Genomic DNA, 17,240 nt, shown 5'->3' on the forward strand with positions numbered 1-17,240 from the left:
TCGACAGACCGGCGGCCTGGGGCGACACTTGTGCGGCCCCCCAGGCCCAAGAGGAAGGTGTCCGCGTGCCCCGCCGGAGAATCGGCTTCTGGTACCGCTTCGCTGCGGTGCTCTGCAAACCGCTGCTGGTGCCTCTGTTCAAGCGGGACTGGCGCGGAATGGAGAACATTCCGGTCGACGGCGGATTTATCACCGCGGTGAACCACAATTCTCACGTGGACCCCTTCGCGTACGCGCACTTCCAGTACAACACCGGGCGGGTTCCGCGATTCCTGGCGAAGAGCGGCCTTTTCAAGAAGGGATTCATCGGCGCCGCGATGCGCGGCACCGGACAGATCCCCGTCTACCGCGAGTCCACCGACGCGCTCAGCGCCTTCCGGGCCGCCGTGGACGCCGTGGAGCGCGGCGAGTGCGTCGTGTTCTACCCCGAGGGAACGATCACCCGCGACCCCGACGGCTGGCCCATGACCGCCAAGACCGGTGCCGCGCGGGTCGCCCTCCAGACCAAGTGCCCGGTGATCCCCGTCGCCCAGTGGGGCGCCAACGAACTGCTGCCGCCGTACAGCAAGAAGGCGTACGTCCTGCCGCGCAAGACCCACCATGTGCTGGCCGGCCCGCCGGTGGACCTCTCGCGCTTCTACGACAAGGACATGTCCGCGGAGGTCCTCAAGGAGGCCACCGAGGTCATCATGGCCGCCGTCACCCGCCTGCTGGAGGACATCCGCGGCGAGAAGGCGCCCGAGACGCCCTACGACCCGCGGCGCGAGCGGATCGAGCAGCGCCACAAGACGCAGGCGCAGACGCACGAGAAGGCAGAGCAGGAAGAGGAGCAGGGTACGTGAGCAAGCCCGTCAAGGCGGCGGTGTTCAGCGCCGGTTCGTGGGGTACGGCGTTCGGGATGGTGCTGGCCGACGCGGGGTGCGAGGTCACCCTGTGGGCGCGGCGCGCGGAGGTGGCCGAGGCCATCAACTCCGGCCGTACGAACCCCGACTACCTGCCCGGCGTCGAACTCCCGGCCAACCTGCGGGCCACCACCGACCCCGCCGAGGCCGCCGCGGGCGCCGACTTCACGATCCTGTCGGTGCCGTCCCAGACGATGCGCGCCAACCTCGCCGAGTGGACGCCGCTGCTCGCGCCCGACACGATCCTCGTCTCCCTGATGAAGGGCGTCGAACTCGGTTCCACCATGCGGATGAGCGAGGTGATCGAGGACGTCGCCAAGGTCGGCGCCGACCGCATCGCCGTCGTCACCGGACCGAACCTCGCGCGGGAGATCGCCGCCCGGATGCCGGCCGCCGCGGTGGTCGCCTGCACCGACGAGTCGGTGGCCCAGCGGCTCCAGGCGGCCTGCCACACGCCGTACTTCCGGCCGTACACGGAGACGGACGTGGTCGGTTGCGAGCTGGGCGGCGCGGTCAAGAACGTCATCGGGCTCGCCGTCGGCATCGCGGACGGCATGGGCCTCGGCGACAACGCCAAGGGCTCGCTCATCACACGCGGCCTCGCCGAGACGGCCAGGCTCGGTGTCGAGCTGGGCGCCGACCCGATGACGTTCGCCGGACTCGCGGGCCTGGGCGACCTGGTGGCGACCTGCTCCTCGCCCCTCTCCCGCAACCACACCTTCGGCACCAACCTCGGCAAGGGCATGACCCTGCAGGAGACCATCGCGGTCACCAAGCAGACCGCCGAGGGCGTCAAGTCCTGTGAGTCCGTCGCGGACTTGGCCCGCCGGCACGGCGTGGAGATGCCGATCACCGAGACGGTCGTGGACATCGTGCACGAGGGCAAGCCTCCGGTGGTCGCCCTCAAGGAGCTGATGTCGCGCAGTGCGAAGTCCGAACGACGCTGAGCGACGCCCTTCTCCGGTGCGGGCCGGTCGCTGTGTCAGGGCACTACCAACGGGTACTCTCAAGCCGATATGAGCACCGAGAACCTCCCCCAGAGCCCTGAGCAGCCCGCCCGCAAGCCGCGCGTGGCCGTCGTGTTCGGCGGTCGCAGCTCCGAACACGGGATCTCCGTGGTCACCGCCGGCGCCGTACTGCGTGCCGTCGACCGGACGAAGTACGACGTCCTGCCGATCGGCATCACCCGGGAAGGCCGCTGGATGCTCACGGCCGACGAACCCGACCGCATGGCGATCGCCGACCGCCGTACGCCGGAGGTCGACGACCTCGCCGAGTCCAGCGAGGGCGGTGTGGTGCTCCCCGTCGACCCGGCCAACCGCGAAGTCGTCTACAGCGAACCGGGATCGGTGCCCAAGGCGCTCGGCGAGATCGACGTCGTCTTCCCGGTGCTGCACGGCCCGTACGGCGAGGACGGCACCCTGCAGGGCCTGCTGGAGCTCTCCGGTGTCCCGTACGTGGGTTCGGGCGTGCTCGCCTCGGCCGTCGGCCAGGACAAGGAGTACATGAAGCGGGTGTTCACCTCGTTCGGGCTCAAGGTCGGCCCGTACGTGGTGATCCGGCCGCGCGAGTGGGAGCTGGACCAGTCCGCCGCCCGCAAGAAGATCGTCGACCTGGTCGGCGACCACGGCTGGCCGCTGTTCGTGAAGCCCGCGCGCGCGGGTTCCTCGATCGGCATCACCAAGGTCGACGACCTGTCCGGGCTGGACGACGCGATCGCCGAGGCGCAGCGACACGATCCGAAGATCCTGGTCGAGGCGGCGGTGCGGGGCCGCGAGATCGAGTGCGGCGTCCTGGAGTTCGAGGACGGCCCGCGGGCCTCCGTCCCGGCGGAGATCCCGCCGCCGGACGCGCACGCCTACTACGACTTCGAGGCGAAGTACATCGACTCGACCCCGGGCCTGGTCCCGGCGCCGCTGACGCCCGAGGAGACCGCCGAGGTGCAGCGCCTCGCCGTGGACGCCTTCGAGGCGGCCTCCTGCGAGGGCCTGGTCCGCGCGGACTTCTTCCTCACGGACGACGGCTTCGTCATCAACGAGATCAACACGATGCCCGGCTTCACGCCGATCTCGATGTACCCGCAGATGTGGGCGGCGAGCGGGATCGACTACCCGGAACTCGTGGACCGGCTCATCCAGGCGGCCCTCCGCAGGTCGACGGGCCTGCGCTGACCGACCGGCTCAGCCGGCGCAGCGCCTAGTCGGCGATCCCCTCGGGGATCGCCTTCTTTATCGCCGGGGCCAGGTCGACCAGCGGGGCCATCCCGTCTCCCGTGCGGTCCTTCGGGATGCTCACCTCGACATACGCCTTGCGCAGGGTCGTCGTAAAGCGGAACGACCCGTCGCTCTGCTTCTCCAGCAGCCAGCCCACGCCGTCGACCTCGACGCCGTCGGCCTCCGGGTCGCTCATCTTCGCGGGCCGTTCGACACCGCAGCGCAGTATGATCGCCGCGTTCCCCCAGCCCGCGGTCAGTGCGGACGCGGGCTCGGGATCCCGGCGGCCCTGGCCGTCGACCTTGGCCGGCAGCACCTTGTCCAGGTTCCGGCACAGCTCGGCGACCTTCGTGCCCGGGCTGGGAACCGCGGCCCGGGCACTGTCGTCTGCTGAGGAACAGCCCGCGGCCGTGATCAGCAGGGCCAGCACGGGCAGACCGGTCAGCCGGTGACGGAAGAAGAAGTTCACCGGCCAAGGGTAGACGGGGGCTACAGATGCACGACCGGGCAGGTCAGGGTGCGGGTGATGCCGTCCACCTGCTGGACCTTCGCGACCACCATGCGGCCGAGGTCGTCCACGGTGTCGGCCTGGGCGCGCACGATCACGTCATAGGGTCCTGTCACGTCCTCGGCCTGGATCACCCCAGGAATCTTGCTGATCGTCTCGGCGACGGTCGACGCTTTGCCGACCTCCGTCTGGATCAGGATGTACGCCTGTACCACGGAACCTCCAGGGCGGCCACGAGGATCATGTGGGGAAAAGGAACGCCACGGTATCGCGTCGTCGCTCGCCACGGGGAGACCCGGGGCTCCCGCGCCGGGATGCCGGTACGACACGGGTTGACGGTTGTCTCGACCGTATCGAGGACACTGATGACGCGCGACCGGGCACGGCAAGGGACAGAAGGGGAGCAAGGGCAATGAAGGGCACTGTTGGTGAGCTCGGGGAGTTCGGGCTCATCAGGGAGCTCACCTCCCGTCTCACCACCACCTCGGCGGTCCGGGTCGGCCCGGGCGACGACGCCGCGGTGGTCGCCGCGCCCGACCGAAGGGTCGTGGCCTCCACCGACATCCTCCTGGAGGGCCGGCACTTCCGCCGCGACTGGTCCACGGCCTACGACGTCGGCCGCAAGGCGGCCGCGCAGAACCTGGCGGACATCGCCGCCATGGGCGCCGTACCGACCGCCCTGCTGCTCGGCCTGGTCGTCCCTGCCGAACTCCCGGTGACCTGGCCCTCCGAGCTGATGGACGGGCTGCGGGACGAGTGCCAGGTGGCGGGCGCGTCGGTGGTCGGCGGTGATGTCGTACGAGGCGACACGATCATGGTGTCGATCACCGCGCTCGGCGATCTGCGCAACCAGGAGCCGATCACCCGGGGCGGCGCCCAGCCCGGCGACCTCGTCGCGGTGACCGGCTGGCTGGGCTGGTCGGCGGCCGGGTACGCGGTGCTGTCCCGCGGCTTCCGCTCGCCGCGGGCCTTCGTGGAGGCGCACCGGCGCCCCGAGCCGCCGTACCACGCGGGTCCGGCGGCGGCCGGGCTCGGCGCGACCGCGATGTGCGACGTGAGCGACGGGCTGATCGCCGACCTCGGACACATCGCCGAGGCCAGCAAGGTCCGGATCGACATCCGGTCCGGCGCGATCGACATCCCGTCGCAGATGAACGACATCGGGCAGGCCGTCGGCGTCGACCCGATGCAGTGGGTGCTGACCGGGGGCGAGGACCACGCGATCGTGGCGACCTTCCCGCCGGACGTGAAGCTGCCCGCCCGCTGGAAGGTGATCGGCGAGGTGCTCAACCCCTCGGCGCTGCCCCAGGTGACGGTCGACGGGGCGCCGTGGACCAGCAAGGGCGGCTGGGACCACTTCGGCGGGGACATCGAGTCGTGAGCGCCCCGGTCAGGGTGCTGACGGTCGCGGGCTCCGACTCCGGCGGAGGGGCCGGAATCCAGGCCGACTTGAAGACCATGCTCGCGCTCGGCGTGCACGGCATGAGCGTCGTCACGGCGGTCACCGCGCAGAACTCCCTTGGTGTGCAGGGCGCTTGGGAGCTGCCGGTGGAGGCCGTGCGGGCCCAGTACCGGAGCGTCGTGGACGACATCGGCGTACAGGCGGTGAAGACCGGGATGCTGGCCTCGGCCGAACTCGTCGAGGCGGTCGCCGAGTTGATCGCGGCCACGGACGCTCCGGCGGTCGTCGACCCCGTCGGCGTCTCCAAGCACGGCGACTCCCTGCTGGCCTCGGAGGCGCTGGAATCCGTACGGCGGAAACTGCTTCCGGTCGCCACCGTCGCCACCCCGAACCTCGACGAGGTGGCCCAACTCACCGGCGTACAGGTCGAGTCGGAGGAGCAGCTGCGCGAGGCCGCCGCGGCCGTGCTGGCGTACGGGCCGCGATGGGTGCTGATCAAGGGCGGCCATCTCCCCGGCGACGCCGTGGACCTGCTTACGGACGGTTCCGTGGAGCACTGGCTGCGCGCACCCCGCCACGACAACCGGCACACGCACGGCACGGGCTGCACCCTCGCGTCCGCGATCGCGTCGCAGCTCGCGAAGGGGCAGTCCGTGCCGGAGGCGGTGGCGGCGGCCAAGGAGTACGTCACCGGGGCGATCGCCGCCGGGTTCGCGCTCGGCGGCGGGATCGGGCCCGTGGACCACGCCTGGGCCCTCAGAACGGGTACTCCCGCAGCTTGATGTCCGTGGCCGCCTTCTCGGTCAGCTTCTTGAAGAAGCGGCCCAGCGGGCGGGCGCCGAGGATCCGGTACATGCGGTCCCGGGTGCGGATGCGCCGCTCGGTCGGCGGGGCGAAGAACGGGCCCGCGTTGCCGGAGATCTTCTGACAGCCCTTCGCGAAGTCCCGGATCCGGGCGTCGTACTCGGCGAAGGCGGTGCGGAAGTCGCCGCCGGCGAGGGCGAGTTCACCGGCGAGGACATACGCGCCGACGATCGCCACACCCGTGCCCATGCCGCCCATGGTCGCCCCGTACCCGGCGTCGCCGAGCAGCACCACGCGCCCCTCGGTGAGGCGGTCGAGGTGGATCTGGGCGATCGCGTCGAAGTACAGGTCGTCGGCCTCCTCCAGCGCCTTGAGGACGGACGGCATCTCCCAGCCCATGCCGGCGAACCGTTCCATCAGGATCCGCTTCTGCGCCGTGACGTCCCGGCGGTCGTACGACAGCCGCTCGGACCGGAAGACCAGCAGCGCTCCGGCGCGCTCCGGGTCGCCGTCGTAGTTGCCGATGACCACCGCGCGGCCGGGCTCGCTGTAGACCCGCCCCGTACGGTCCAGGCCCAGGTGGTTGGGGACGTCGAAGCCGGCCACGTAGTGGTCGAAGAAGCGCAGGTGGCGGGGTTCCTCGCCGAAGACCAGGCGGCGGGTGTTGGAGTGCAGTCCGTCCGCGCCGACGACCAGGTCGAAGCGGCGCGGGGCGCCCTTGTCGAAGGTGACGTCGACGCCGTCCGCGTCCTGGGCGAGCGAGGCGATCGAGTCGCCGAAGACGTACTCGACGTCGTCCCGGGTCCGCTCGTACATGATCCGCGCGAGGTCGCCGCGGAAGATCTCCACGTCACCGCTCATCAGCTCGGCGGGCAGGTCCACGCGCGGGCTGCCGTCCGCGTCGACGACGGTCTGCCGCCCCATGTGGGTCTGGCGGGCGTGGATCTCGTCCCAGATGCCCATGGAGGTGAGGACGGTGCGGTGGACGTGGCCGCGGAAGTCGACGGCGAAGCCGCCGCCGCGCAGTTCGGGGGCCTTCTCGACGACGGTGACGCGGGCGCCGAGGCGGGCCAGGTTGAGCGCGAGGGCGGGACCGGCGACGCTCGCGCCGGAGATCAGGACACTGAGGTGCGACAGGTTCTTGGTCATGCGACGAGCTTCGGCGGGGGCGCTGACCGTCCGCCTACCGCTCGCTGACCGCCGCTGACCGGAGCTTCCGGCCCCGCTCGAAGGCCTGCTCGTAGGCCTCGGGCGACAGCTTCGCGCGTACGTCCGTCTCGGTGCGTACGACGTCCGGGGCGCCCGCGTCACCGGCGCCCCGCAGGCCCCTCGCCGCGCCCAGCAGGACGGCGGCCCGCTCGGCCGAGTCGGCGACGGACGCCAACGCCTCGGCGGTCTCGGCGAGTTCGAGGTCGCCGGGCGCCTCGACGGCGAGCTCGGCGGCCTGCCGGAACCAGTCACGGGCCTCCTCGGTGCGGCCCTCGGCGGCGGCCGTGCGGCCGAGCCCGATGAGGATCCGTACGGTCTCACCGACGCTGAACCAGTTGGCGGCGCACGTCTCCAGGGCAGCCTCGTAGTGCACGCGCGCGCGTGCCGTGTCCCCGGACAGCCGGGCCGCGTCACCGAGGCCGCGCCGGGCACCCGCCGCCTTGTCGGGCAGACCGGCGTCCCGCGCGAGCGTCAGTGCCCGCTCGAAGTGGGCCTCGGCGCCGGCCGTGTCGCCCTGGTGCAGCAGTACGGCACCACGGGTGCGCAGCAGATCGGCGGTCTCCTCGGGGGCGGCCACCTCGCGCAGGTGCGCCAGCCCCTCGTCGAGCAGCTCCAGGGCGCGCCGCGCGTCCCCGCGCGCGAGGGCGAACCCGCCCAGCGGGTCGAGGCAGTTGGCCATACCCCAGCGGTCGCCCGTCGCCCGGAACGCCTCCAGCGCCCGCGCGAAACTCTCCTCGGCCTCCCGAGGCCGGCCCGCGAACCGCTCCTGGAAACCCAGGCCCACCTCCAGCAGCGCGCGGGCCCAGGGGTCGTCGCCGGCCAGGGCGATCGCCCGCTCGTTGCTCTCCGGCCGCGGACCGACCGCCAGCGACCACAGCATCAGGATGTACGGCAGCCGCAACGGGCCCTCGTACGCGGTCAGGAGGGCGTCCACGCGCGCGACGAGCTCGTCCCGGCCCGCCGCGTGGTCGGCGTCGCCCAGGAGCACGTTGATGGCACACAGCGCGTACTCCTCCGTCAGCCCCGGCGGCGCCGTGTCCCCCACGGCGGCCAGCAGTTCACGTGCGGTGGCCACCTGCTCGCCGTGCAGCCCGCGCAGCTGCCAGAAACACGAGAGGACGGCCATCAGCCGCAGGGCGTCCCGGGGGCCGTGGCGGACGAGATGGCGGAGTGCCGCGTCCAGGTTGCCGTGTTCGGCGGACAGGCGTGCCAGCCAGGGCAGTTGACCGCCGCGACGGAGCTGCGGCTCCGCCTCCTCGGCCAGCCGCAGGAAGTACGCGGCGTGCGCGTCCCGGAGCGTGTCCGGGGCGCCCTGTGCTGCGAAGGCCCGGATCGTCTCCAGCATCCGGTAGCGCCCCTCGGGCACCTCCACGAACTCCACGAACGACTTCTCGACCAGCGAGGCCAGTACGTCCTCCGGGTACGGCAGCCCGCACACCGCCTCGACGGCCTCCAGGGTGGCGCCCCCGGAGAACACCGTCAGCCGCCGCGCCAGCTCCCGCTCCTCCTCGTCCAGCAGCCCCCAGCTCCACTCCACGACGGCCCACAGCGTCCGGTGCCGGGGCGCCTTGGAGCGGTCGCCCCGGGAGAGCAGCCGGAACCGGTCGTCCAGCCGCTCGGCCAGCTCCTGTGGGGTCAGGGTGCGCAGCCGGGCCGCCGCCAGCTCGATGGCCAGGGGGAGCCCGTCGAGGGCGGCACAGATGTCACCCACGCGCGCGTGGCCGTCGAAACCGGGGCGCACCGCCCGGGCGCGGTCCAGGAAGAGCCGGACCGCGGGCTCCGGCTCCAACGGCGGCACCGGGACCAGCACCTCACCGGTGATGCCGAGCGACTCCCGGCTGGTGGCGAGCACCCGCACCCCGGGGCAGGAGGCGAGCAGCAACGAGGCGACCCTGGCGGCCTCCTCGACGAGATGCTCGCAGTTGTCGAGCACGAGGAGGATCTCGCGATCCTCCAGGACGGCCAGCAGCCGCTCGCTGCCGTCGGTGCTCGGCGTGCGGAAACCCTCCCGGACACCGAGGGCGGTGAGCACGGCGTAGGGGATCTGGGCGCCGTCGGTGAGAGGGGCGAGCTCGACGAAGCAGACACCCTGATGATGCTGCGCCGCCTCGATCGCCAGCCGCGTCTTGCCCGCCCCGCCCGGGCCGGTCAGCGTCACCAGGCGGGAGTCGGTGCGGAGGGCGGCGATGCGGGCGAGTTCGGGCTCGCGGCCGACGAAACGGGTGAGCTGGACCGGGAGGCGGCTGCGCTCGGGCCGCGGGCCGCCCTGGAGCAGCTCCAGATGCAGCGCGGACAGCTCGGGGGAGGGATCGGCGCCCAGCTCGTCCGCGAGCGCCCGCCGGGCCTCCTCGTACACCGTGAGCGCCTCGGCCGGCCGCCCACCCGTGTGCAGGGCCCGCATCAGCTGCCCGTACAGCCGCTCGCCCAGCGGATGGTCCGACAGCAACGCCCGCAGCTCCGGCACGAGCTCCGCCCCGCCACCGAGCCCCAGGTCCGCCTCGATCCGATCCTGTACGGCGGCCAGCCGCAGCTCCGCCAGCTTCGTGGCCTCGGCATGCGCGTCCGGCAGGTCGGGCAGCGCCGGCCCGCGCCAGAGGGCGAGGGCCGCACGGAGCCGGGCGGCGGCCTGCGCGTGGTCACCGGCGGCGAGGGCGGCCCGCCCGGCCGCGGAGAGCTGCTCGAACCGGCGGGCGTCGACGGTGTCGGGGGTGACGGCGATCCGGTAACCGGCGGGCGTGGCCTCGATCTCGGCGTGCGGGCTCAGCCGCCTGCGCAGACGGGAGATCTGGGACTGGAGGGCGTTGGCGGCCCCGGCGGGCGGCTCGGCGCCGTACAGGCCGTCGGTGAGGCGCTGCGTGGAGACCGCGTGCCCGGCGTCCAGGAGCAGCAGGGCGAGCAGGGCGCGCGGGCGGGGGCCGCCGGGGTCCACCGGGGTGCCGTCGTCGGTGCGGACGTCCAAGGGGCCCAGGATGCCGAAGCGCATGGGGACAGCTTGTCAGGCGGGATCTCTTGTCAGGTACGGCAAAAAGCCGGCCCACCCTGAGGTGGACCGGCCGAGTGCAGCGAACCAGCAGTGGCCGCGCGCTTAACTGTGCGTCAGCGCGAGACCTTGCCGGCCTTGATGCACGAGGTGCAAGCGTTCACGCGCTTCGGCGTCCCGCCGACCACGGTACGTACGCGCTGGATGTTGGGGTTCCAGCGACGGGACGTACGGCGGTGCGAGTGCGAGATGTTGTTGCCGAAGCCCGGGCCCTTGCCGCAGACGTCGCAGTTGGCAGCCACGGGTCACTCCAAAAGCTTCAGATGCACTTACGGTTAATCCCGGCATGCCGGGATCGAGATCTGAGATCTGAGTGGCGCTGCCAGGGGAACGGCCCGATCGGATCGGGCAACCGGAGCAGCATACAACGACTGCGCCAGTAGAACGAAACTACCATGGCTGCTCTACGCTGCGTGCAGTCCAGCAGCTCAGGGAGGCCGTAGGTGGCGCAGGTGCCGCAGACATTCTTCGATGCTCTCGCGGTGCGCACCTGGTGCGGCCTCGCGCTGGAGGCTCTCGGACGCGCGCGCGAGGAGATCGACGCGATCAACGTCTATCCCGTGGCGGACGGCGACACCGGCACCAACCTCTATCTGACCCTGGAGTCCGCGGCCGCCGCCGTGGAGGCCGTCTTCGCAGGCCACGAGGTCGGCGCCGGGGGGCTGACGGGGAAGCCCGCGCTCGCCGACGCCGCGCACGCGATGGCGCACGGCGCGCTGATAGGCGCCCAGGGGAACTCCGGGACCATCCTCGCCCAGCTCCTGCGCGGCATGACCCAGGTCCTCGCCGCCGACGGTGAGACGCCTCACACCGACGGCTCCGGCCTCCGCCTGGCCCTGCGGCAGGCCGCCGACTCCGCCCGCCGGGCCGTCGCCCATCCGGTCGAGGGCACGGTCCTCTCCGTCGCCTCGGCCGCCGCCGACGCGGCCGAGGCGACGGAGGGCGACTGCGGGACGGTCGCGCGGGCCGCCTACGAGGGAGCCCGCGCCGCACTGGCCGCGACCCCGGAGCAGCTGGCCGTGCTGGGACGTGCCGGGGTGGTCGACGCGGGCGGCCGGGGGCTCGTGGCGGTGCTCGGGGCGCTGGTGGAGACGTTCACGGGGGAGACGCCGGGGGCGGTCGTGGTTTCCGCGGGGCACGCGCTTTCCGCGGGGCACGCACGCGTGGTCGGCGATACGGCCGCTGCCGGAGACTCCCTCGCCGACGACGAGTGCGCCCCGGCGGCGGGCGGCCCCGCCTTCGAGGTGATTTACCTGCTGGAGGCCGAGGACGCCGCGGTGGCCCGGCTGCGCGACCGGCTCGACGCCCTCGGCGACTCCCTGGTCGTGGTCGGCGGCGACGGCCTGTGGAACGTGCATGTGCACGTGGACGACGCGGGCACCGCCGTGGAGGCGGGCGTCGAGGCCGGACGGCCGTACCGGATCCGGATCACCCACTTCGGCGCCGGTGACGTGCACACCACCGGTGCGGAACGGCCGCCCCGGGAACGCGTCCAGCGCGCCGTGGTGGCCGTCGTGCCCGGCGAGGGCCTGGCCGGGCTGTACACCGAGGCCGGCGCGACGACCGTGCTCGCGCGCCCCGGGGAGCCGCCCGCGAGCGGGGAGCTCGTCCAGGCGGTACGGCGGGCCCACGCGCGCGAGGTCGTGCTGCTGCCCAACGACGCCGACCTGCGCCACACCGCCGCCGCGGCGGCCGAACAGGCCCGTACCGAGGGCATCCGCGTGGCCCTGATCCCGACCCGGTCCGCCGTCCAGGGCATCGCGGCGCTCGCCGTGCACGAGCCGGAACGCCGCTTCGACGAGGACGTCGTGTCGATGACCTCCGCGGCCGGCGCCACCCGTTACGCCGAGGTCGCCGTCGCCGAGCGCCAGTCCTGGACCATGGCCGGCATCTGCCAGGCCGGCGACGTCCTGGGCCTCGTCGACGGCGACGTGGCCGTGATCGGCACCGACGTCACCGCCACCGCCGAGTCCGTCCTGGACCGCATGCTCCAGGCCGGCGGCGAACTCGTCACCCTGGTCCTCGGCGACGAGGCCCCCGAGTCCGTCGCCGCGCACCTGGAGGCACGCGTGCGTGAGTCGTACCTCGCCGTCGACACGGTGGTGTACCGGGGCGGCCGACAGGGCGCGCTGCTGCTGATCGGCGTCGAGTAGCCGCCCCCGGCCCGGTCGGACCTAGTCCGCCCCCTGCTCCTCCACCACCTGGAGCATCTGCTCCGCCTCCGTCCGCCGCTCCTGCGCCGTCCCGTCCGCGTCGCCGGCGCCGTCGTACGCCGCCAGCACCGCACGCGCGCGTGCCGCCGCCCGGGCGGGGCGGCTGAGGTCGGACTCCAGCCAGCCCGCGGCCAGTTCGGCGCCGGTACGGCTGTGCAGGGCGTCGTCCCCGAGGGAGGCGAACACCGCGACGGCCTCGCCGACCTGGGCCAGCGCCTCTTCCAAAGCGGCCCGGATCGAGTCGTCGTCGGCGTCCTCGGCGGCCGAGCGGGCCAGCAGGTCACCGAACTGGCGGTGGGTGTGGCCGAGTTCGGCGACCAGCCGCTCCCGCGCCTCCTCGTCGTCCACGCCGTCGCCCAGCACCGACTCGCACTCCCGCACCGCGGCCGCCATCAACTCCCGCGCCGCGTCCGCCCCGTCGTCCGCCCGCAGCGCCAGCCACGCGCGTGCGCGCAAGGACCGCACCAGGCCGTGCACATTGCCGAGCGAGCGCCACAGCTCGCCCGCCCGCGCATACGCCCGGTCCGCCTCGGCGGGCAGTCCCGCGGCCCCGAGGGACTCGGCGGCGAGATGGGCGAGCGTCGCGTGGTCGTGCTGCTCGGGCCAGTGCCGGGCGGTCTCGGCCGCCTGCAGCCGCCGTTCGGCCGCCTCCCGGTGCTCGCCGAGCTCGCTCAGGCAGTCGCCGAGCCACCACTGCGTCTGTACGACCGCGCCGTCGCCGTGCGTCTCGGCGGTCAGGTCGGGCAGCGCCGACTCCAGCACCTCCGCGGCCTCGGCCCAGCGCCCCTGGCGCAGCAGGAACCCGCCCAGCTGGTGCCGGGCCCAGGCGCCCAGCGTCCGCCCCTCGCCCGCCTCGTCCGCCCAGTGCGCGGCCTCCAGGGCGTGCTCAGCCGCCTCCACGGACAGCCCACGGCCGCCGAGCACCTCGCCGAGCTGGAGATGCAGCTGGGCCCGTCCCACCGCCTCCAGCTGGGCTCCGCCGTGCTCCAGGGCCGCCCGCAGCGCCCGCTCCGCCTCCGCGATGTCGCCCAGGTGGTGGGCGAGCCCGGCCAGCCGCGCCTCGTACTCCACGGCGAACCACGGCAGCCCGGCCCCCACGAACCCCGCCGAGGCCCGCCCGAACAGCTCGACGGCGCCCTCCAGGTCTCCGCGCTGCACGGCCAGTTCGGCGAGCATGGCCCGCGCCTCGGCCTCCCGGGAGGCGATCCGTACGTCGGCTCCGGAGTACCCGCCGACCAGCGCGAGCAACTCCCGCACGGCGGCCTCGGCGTCCCCCAGAACCGTTTCGCCCGAAGGTGCCGCAGCGCTGCCACCGCCGCCGGCCGGACCGCTCTCGCCGGCCGGACCGGCCTCCTCCACCGCGCCGTTGACCTGACCGGCGCCCTCCGCGGACTCGTTCGCCTCGTGCACCCGCCGCATCAGGATCCGCGCCCGCCCCATCAGCACGGACGCGGTCTGCCGTACCTCCGTGGCGTCGTCGGCATAGAGGGCGAGGACCCGGTCGTAGGGCTCGGCGACCGCGGCGAGGGCCTCGTCCACCCGGCCCGCCAGGGCGCGTACGTACGCCGCACGCGTGCGTGCCGCCAGCGCCTCACCGGGATCGCCCGCCTCGGCGTACAACTCGGCGGCCCGCTCGAAGAGCTCGGCGCCCTCGGGGCCCCGGTCCATCGCTTCGTGGTCGACGATCTCCGCACGGTCGCGGGCGTCCAGCTCGGCGCCCTCGGCGGCCCGGGAGACGGCCGCCCAGGCCTCCACGGCGTTCGGCCGCAGGGTGTCCGACAACCGCCGCGCCGCGGCCAGCAGGGCCGGCAGATCCGGCTCCGCCGCGTCGTTCACCGCGACCGGCACCACCGGGGCGGCCGGAGCCGCCACCGGGCGCACCGCCGCGCGCACCCCGAGCGGCAGCCGGTCCACCAGCGGGCGCTGCGCCATACGCGCGCGTGCCCGCTCACTCACGTACGCCGTGCCGTTGCGCTCGTCGAAGCGCGCGGCCAGGGCGAGCGCCTCGGCACGCGCGTGTGCGGCGAGTTCGAGCGCGGTCCATGTGCGCCCGGCCGGTCCCGGCACCTGCCGCTCACCCAGCCCGACCTCGTCAAGGCGCTCCATGAGCAGCGTCACCACGCTCAGGAACTCCAGCCGGCTGCGCGGATGCCCGCTGTCCGTGAAGTACGCCGGCCGCTCCGCGAGCAGCTCCAGACCGCGCGCCTCGTTGCCGGTCAGCGCGCAGAACTCCACGTGGTCCGCGTACGCGCCCCGCATGCTCTCCATGGACCGGACGAGCCGGAAGCCGCGCAGATGGTTGGCGCGCGCCTCGTCCGTGCGGCCCAGCCGCAGCAGCGGCACCAGGGACGAGGCGAGCACCGTGTGCGGCTCGTGCGCGCAGGTGAACTCGCCCTCCAGGACCGGCCGCCACAGCAGCAGCGCCTCCGCGTCCCGCTCCTGCTCGGCCTGCCACCAGCCCTGTCCGTGCAGCTCGCACGCGTGGCAGTCGGCCATGTCGTCCCGGTCCGCGGCCAGCCACGCGGTGTACGCCCGCTGCGCGCGCGGGACGTCCCCGACATGCGCGGCCACGCTGAACTCGGCGCTGCGCACGGCCCGTTCGGAGTGCCCCGCGAGCCGGTAGCGGTGCTCCATCTCGCCGAGCCACTTCTCGATCGAGGCGAGCGGAACGTGCGGCTGGTCGAGCATGCCGGACGACATCCACTTGAAGACCCAGTGCAGCGAGTGCACCTCGTACTCGTCGAAGTCCTCGGGCCGCTCGTCCCACATGCGCAGCAGACGCGCGAAGGGGACGAACATCTTGTCCTTCTCGGAGCTGTAGTTGTAGACCTTCAGCTGGTGCCCGAGCGCCTCGACGACGGCCAGCGGGATGCCCAGCTTCTCGGCCTCGGCCAGCAGTTCCTCCGCACGCGCGTTGCGTGCCGGGCCCTCCGGCCGCTCCGAGTTCTCCGCCATCGCCCGCCGCAGGGCGTCGAAGTCCGTGATCCCACTCATCAGTGACCGCCCCCCGCGGAGTTGCCCGGCGTGTCGGATTCGCCGTGGGTCGCCCATTCCAGCAGACCGATGAACGCCCGGTTCAGCAGCGCCGTGTCGGTCGGCCGCAGCGGGCGCTGCGCCATCAGCAGAGCCTGCCCATAGAGGGACTCCGTGGCGGTGCCGATCAGTTCCGGATCGCCCAGTGAACTGATCCTGCGGACCAGCGGGTTGAGGTGGTTGAGCACCAGACGTGCGCGCGGGGCGCTGCCCCGCAGCGAACCCAGGATCCCGGCCCAGAGGTCGTCGGCCTGCTCCTCGGCGTCGGCCCGGACCTGTTCGTGGCGGGAGTCGCGGTCGTCGAGGTGCAGTGCGGGCACCGAGATGGGGTGGAAGGAGCGCAGTACTATGTCACATTGCACTGCGTCCAGCCGGGCCCGCGCCGCCGCCAGGAACCCCGACAGCGCCAGCTCCTCCGCCGGATCCACCGCGTCCAGATGCGCGGTCACCGTGTCCGCGTCCAGCTCCGCGACCACCGTCCCCGGCCGCACCGACGGCAGCGCCTCGACCAGCTCGCTGTCGTACGTGTAACCGCCGTTGACCACCCCGACGCCCTGCGCGGCCGCGATCGGCGCGACCTGCCGGTACTCCTCCACGGTCCGCGTGAAGTGCACCACCGGGTGCCGCTGCGCGAACTCCTCCAGGGACAGCCGCCCGTCGGTCGTCTCGAAGGGCAGCCACGGCAGCATCGTCCGCAGCATCTCCCTGTCGTGCCGCGCAAGGGACTTCACGCCCAGGTGGTGCACCGACAGGAAGCCGGCGAGCCGTTCCGGATCCCCCGCGGCGAGCCCGGTCAGCCAGGACCGAATCCTTTCGCCCAGCGCCTCCCGTACGGCCGCCAGCGTCTCGTCCTCGTACAGCGACTCGCGCGAGGCCGTGGGCCGCAGACTGTCCGTGTCCAGCACACAGCGCACGAAGAACGCCCAGTCCGGCAGCAGCTGTTCGGCCCGCTCGGTCAGCAGCATGCCCTTGAGGTGCACGCGGTGCGTGGCCCGCTGAGCCGGGCTGACCGCCGACGGCAGCACGTACGCCACCCCGCGGATCCCGGCGAGCGGCACGCTCAACTCGATCGTGTCCAACGGCGTGAAGCCGAACAGGTCATGACAGTGCCGGGCCAGTGCCACGCGCCGATTGGCGGGGGAGGGGTACGACCGGTCCCAGGGCGCCGGCAGGTCGGTGACCGCCTCCTCGCCGACCCGGACGTCGTACGGCAGCAGCGAGCCGAAGTCCCGCGCCAGCGCGAGCACCCGCTCGGGCGTCAGCCACTCACCGGCCCCCGCCCGCGCCACCAGGTGCACGGTCGTGCCGGGTTCGGGCCGGGCCTCCGCCGGCAGCGTCCGCACGGTGTACGAACCGTCGTCGCTCGCCGTCCACTCCACGGGCGCCGCGTCCGGCGTACGGGCGCTGCGGCTGACGACCCGGATCCGCTCGGCCACCACGAAACAGGCCAGCAGCCCGATGCCGAACTGCCCGAGGAACTCGGACCGGGCCGCTTCGAGCCCCTCGGCCCGCTTGGAACTGCGCCCGATCGTGGCCAACAGGTCGTGCACGTCCGCCTCGGTGAGGCCGACGCCGGTGTCCTCGACACGCAGGGCACCCGCCTCGGCGTACAACCGCACCCGCGCCGGGGCGTCGGGCTGCTCGGCCAGCCGGGCGGTGACGGCGTCCACGGCGTTCTGGAGCAGCTCCCGCAGATAGACCTTGGGACTGGAGTAGAGGTGGTGCGAGAGCAGGTCCACCAGGCCGCGCAGGTCGACCTGGAAGGTGTGAGGCGGCTGGGGTGACTGGGACGGCTGGGATGACTTCGAGGTCTGGGAGTCCATCGTCGCAGCGCCGGTGGGGGGACTTCGCGTCGGCGCGGGGTCGGGCGGTCCCGGTTGGGGCGGTGACCGCGGGGGATGGCCGGAGCGCGCCAT

The 17,240-nt window shown here is 73.1% G+C and carries 13 protein-coding genes; 6 read left to right on the forward strand and 7 right to left on the reverse strand.

The window, feature by feature from the left end; translation table 11 throughout:
* Positions 1-65 precede the first annotated feature (65 nt).
* The 3 genes from ACQEWB_RS34775 (at position 66) to ACQEWB_RS34785 (ending at position 3,073) form a co-directional block, all read left to right on the forward strand.
* A complete protein-coding gene (locus ACQEWB_RS34775) occupies positions 66-842 on the forward strand; it encodes a lysophospholipid acyltransferase family protein (protein ID WP_432838120.1) in 777 nt (258 codons plus the stop codon).
* On the forward strand, positions 839-1,849 hold the full coding sequence (locus ACQEWB_RS34780; RefSeq protein ID WP_432838122.1) for an NAD(P)H-dependent glycerol-3-phosphate dehydrogenase: 1,011 nt from the start codon (positions 839-841) through the stop codon (positions 1,847-1,849). The genes ACQEWB_RS34775 and ACQEWB_RS34780 overlap by 4 nt, the downstream gene beginning before the upstream one ends.
* A 69-nt stretch (positions 1,850-1,918) precedes the next feature.
* On the forward strand, positions 1,919-3,073 hold the full coding sequence (locus ACQEWB_RS34785; RefSeq protein WP_432838124.1) for a D-alanine--D-alanine ligase family protein: 1,155 nt from the start codon (positions 1,919-1,921) through the stop codon (positions 3,071-3,073).
* A gap of 25 nt (positions 3,074-3,098) precedes the next feature.
* Here the strand turns inward: ACQEWB_RS34785 and ACQEWB_RS34790 are convergent, their stop codons facing one another.
* Both ACQEWB_RS34790 and ACQEWB_RS34795 read right to left on the reverse strand, forming a co-directional pair.
* On the reverse strand, positions 3,099-3,584 hold the full coding sequence (locus ACQEWB_RS34790) for a DUF3515 domain-containing protein (RefSeq protein ID WP_432838126.1): 486 nt from the start codon (positions 3,582-3,584) through the stop codon (positions 3,099-3,101).
* A gap of 20 nt (positions 3,585-3,604) precedes the next feature.
* A complete protein-coding gene (locus tag ACQEWB_RS34795; protein WP_003997603.1) occupies positions 3,605-3,838 on the reverse strand; it encodes an Lrp/AsnC family transcriptional regulator in 234 nt (77 codons plus the stop codon).
* Between the two features lie 197 nt (positions 3,839-4,035).
* Here ACQEWB_RS34795 and ACQEWB_RS34800 point away from each other — a divergent pair, with 197 nt between their 5' ends.
* Both ACQEWB_RS34800 and thiD read left to right on the forward strand, forming a co-directional pair.
* Complete coding sequence (locus ACQEWB_RS34800) at positions 4,036-5,004, forward strand: thiamine-phosphate kinase (RefSeq protein ID WP_432838129.1); 969 nt, start codon at positions 4,036-4,038, stop codon at positions 5,002-5,004.
* Positions 5,001-5,807 (forward strand): bifunctional hydroxymethylpyrimidine kinase/phosphomethylpyrimidine kinase, encoded by an 807-nt coding sequence (gene thiD, locus ACQEWB_RS34805; RefSeq protein WP_432838131.1) that lies wholly within the window; start codon positions 5,001-5,003, stop codon positions 5,805-5,807. Before ACQEWB_RS34800 ends, thiD begins: the two co-directional genes overlap by 4 nt.
* Here thiD and ACQEWB_RS34810 read toward each other — a convergent pair.
* From ACQEWB_RS34810 to rpmB, 3 genes are all read right to left on the reverse strand, one after another.
* A complete protein-coding gene (locus ACQEWB_RS34810; RefSeq protein ID WP_432838133.1) occupies positions 5,782-6,978 on the reverse strand; it encodes an FAD-dependent monooxygenase in 1,197 nt (398 codons plus the stop codon). The two genes, thiD and ACQEWB_RS34810, sit on opposite strands and share 26 nt — an antisense overlap.
* Before the next feature lie 34 nt (positions 6,979-7,012).
* The gene (locus ACQEWB_RS34815) at positions 7,013-10,021 is read right to left on the reverse strand and encodes a BTAD domain-containing putative transcriptional regulator (protein ID WP_432838135.1); all 3,009 of its coding nucleotides are present in this window, start codon (positions 10,019-10,021) and stop codon (positions 7,013-7,015) included.
* 113 nt (positions 10,022-10,134) lie between these two features.
* Positions 10,135-10,320 (reverse strand): 50S ribosomal protein L28, encoded by a 186-nt coding sequence (gene rpmB / locus ACQEWB_RS34820; protein WP_003993230.1) that lies wholly within the window; start codon positions 10,318-10,320, stop codon positions 10,135-10,137.
* A 201-nt stretch (positions 10,321-10,521) separates the two neighbouring features.
* Here rpmB and ACQEWB_RS34825 point away from each other — a divergent pair, with 201 nt between their 5' ends.
* Positions 10,522-12,231, forward strand: a complete 1,710-nt coding sequence (locus tag ACQEWB_RS34825; RefSeq protein ID WP_432838138.1) for a DAK2 domain-containing protein — start codon at positions 10,522-10,524, stop codon at positions 12,229-12,231.
* Positions 12,232-12,252: 21 nt separating this feature from the next.
* On the opposite strand, the gene ACQEWB_RS34830 is transcribed toward ACQEWB_RS34825, so the two are convergent.
* A complete protein-coding gene (locus tag ACQEWB_RS34830; RefSeq protein WP_432838140.1) occupies positions 12,253-15,285 on the reverse strand; it encodes a tetratricopeptide repeat protein in 3,033 nt (1,010 codons plus the stop codon).
* Positions 15,285-17,147: an HSP90 family protein gene (locus ACQEWB_RS34835; protein WP_432838142.1), complete on the reverse strand. Its 1,863-nt coding sequence runs from the start codon at positions 17,145-17,147 to the stop codon at positions 15,285-15,287. Before ACQEWB_RS34835 ends, ACQEWB_RS34830 begins: the two co-directional genes overlap by 1 nt.
* Between the last annotated feature and the right edge of the window lie 93 nt (positions 17,148-17,240).

The sequence above is a fragment of the Streptomyces sp. CA-249302 genome (assembly GCF_050936785.1).
Lineage (GTDB): Bacteria > Actinomycetota > Actinomycetes > Streptomycetales > Streptomycetaceae > Streptomyces.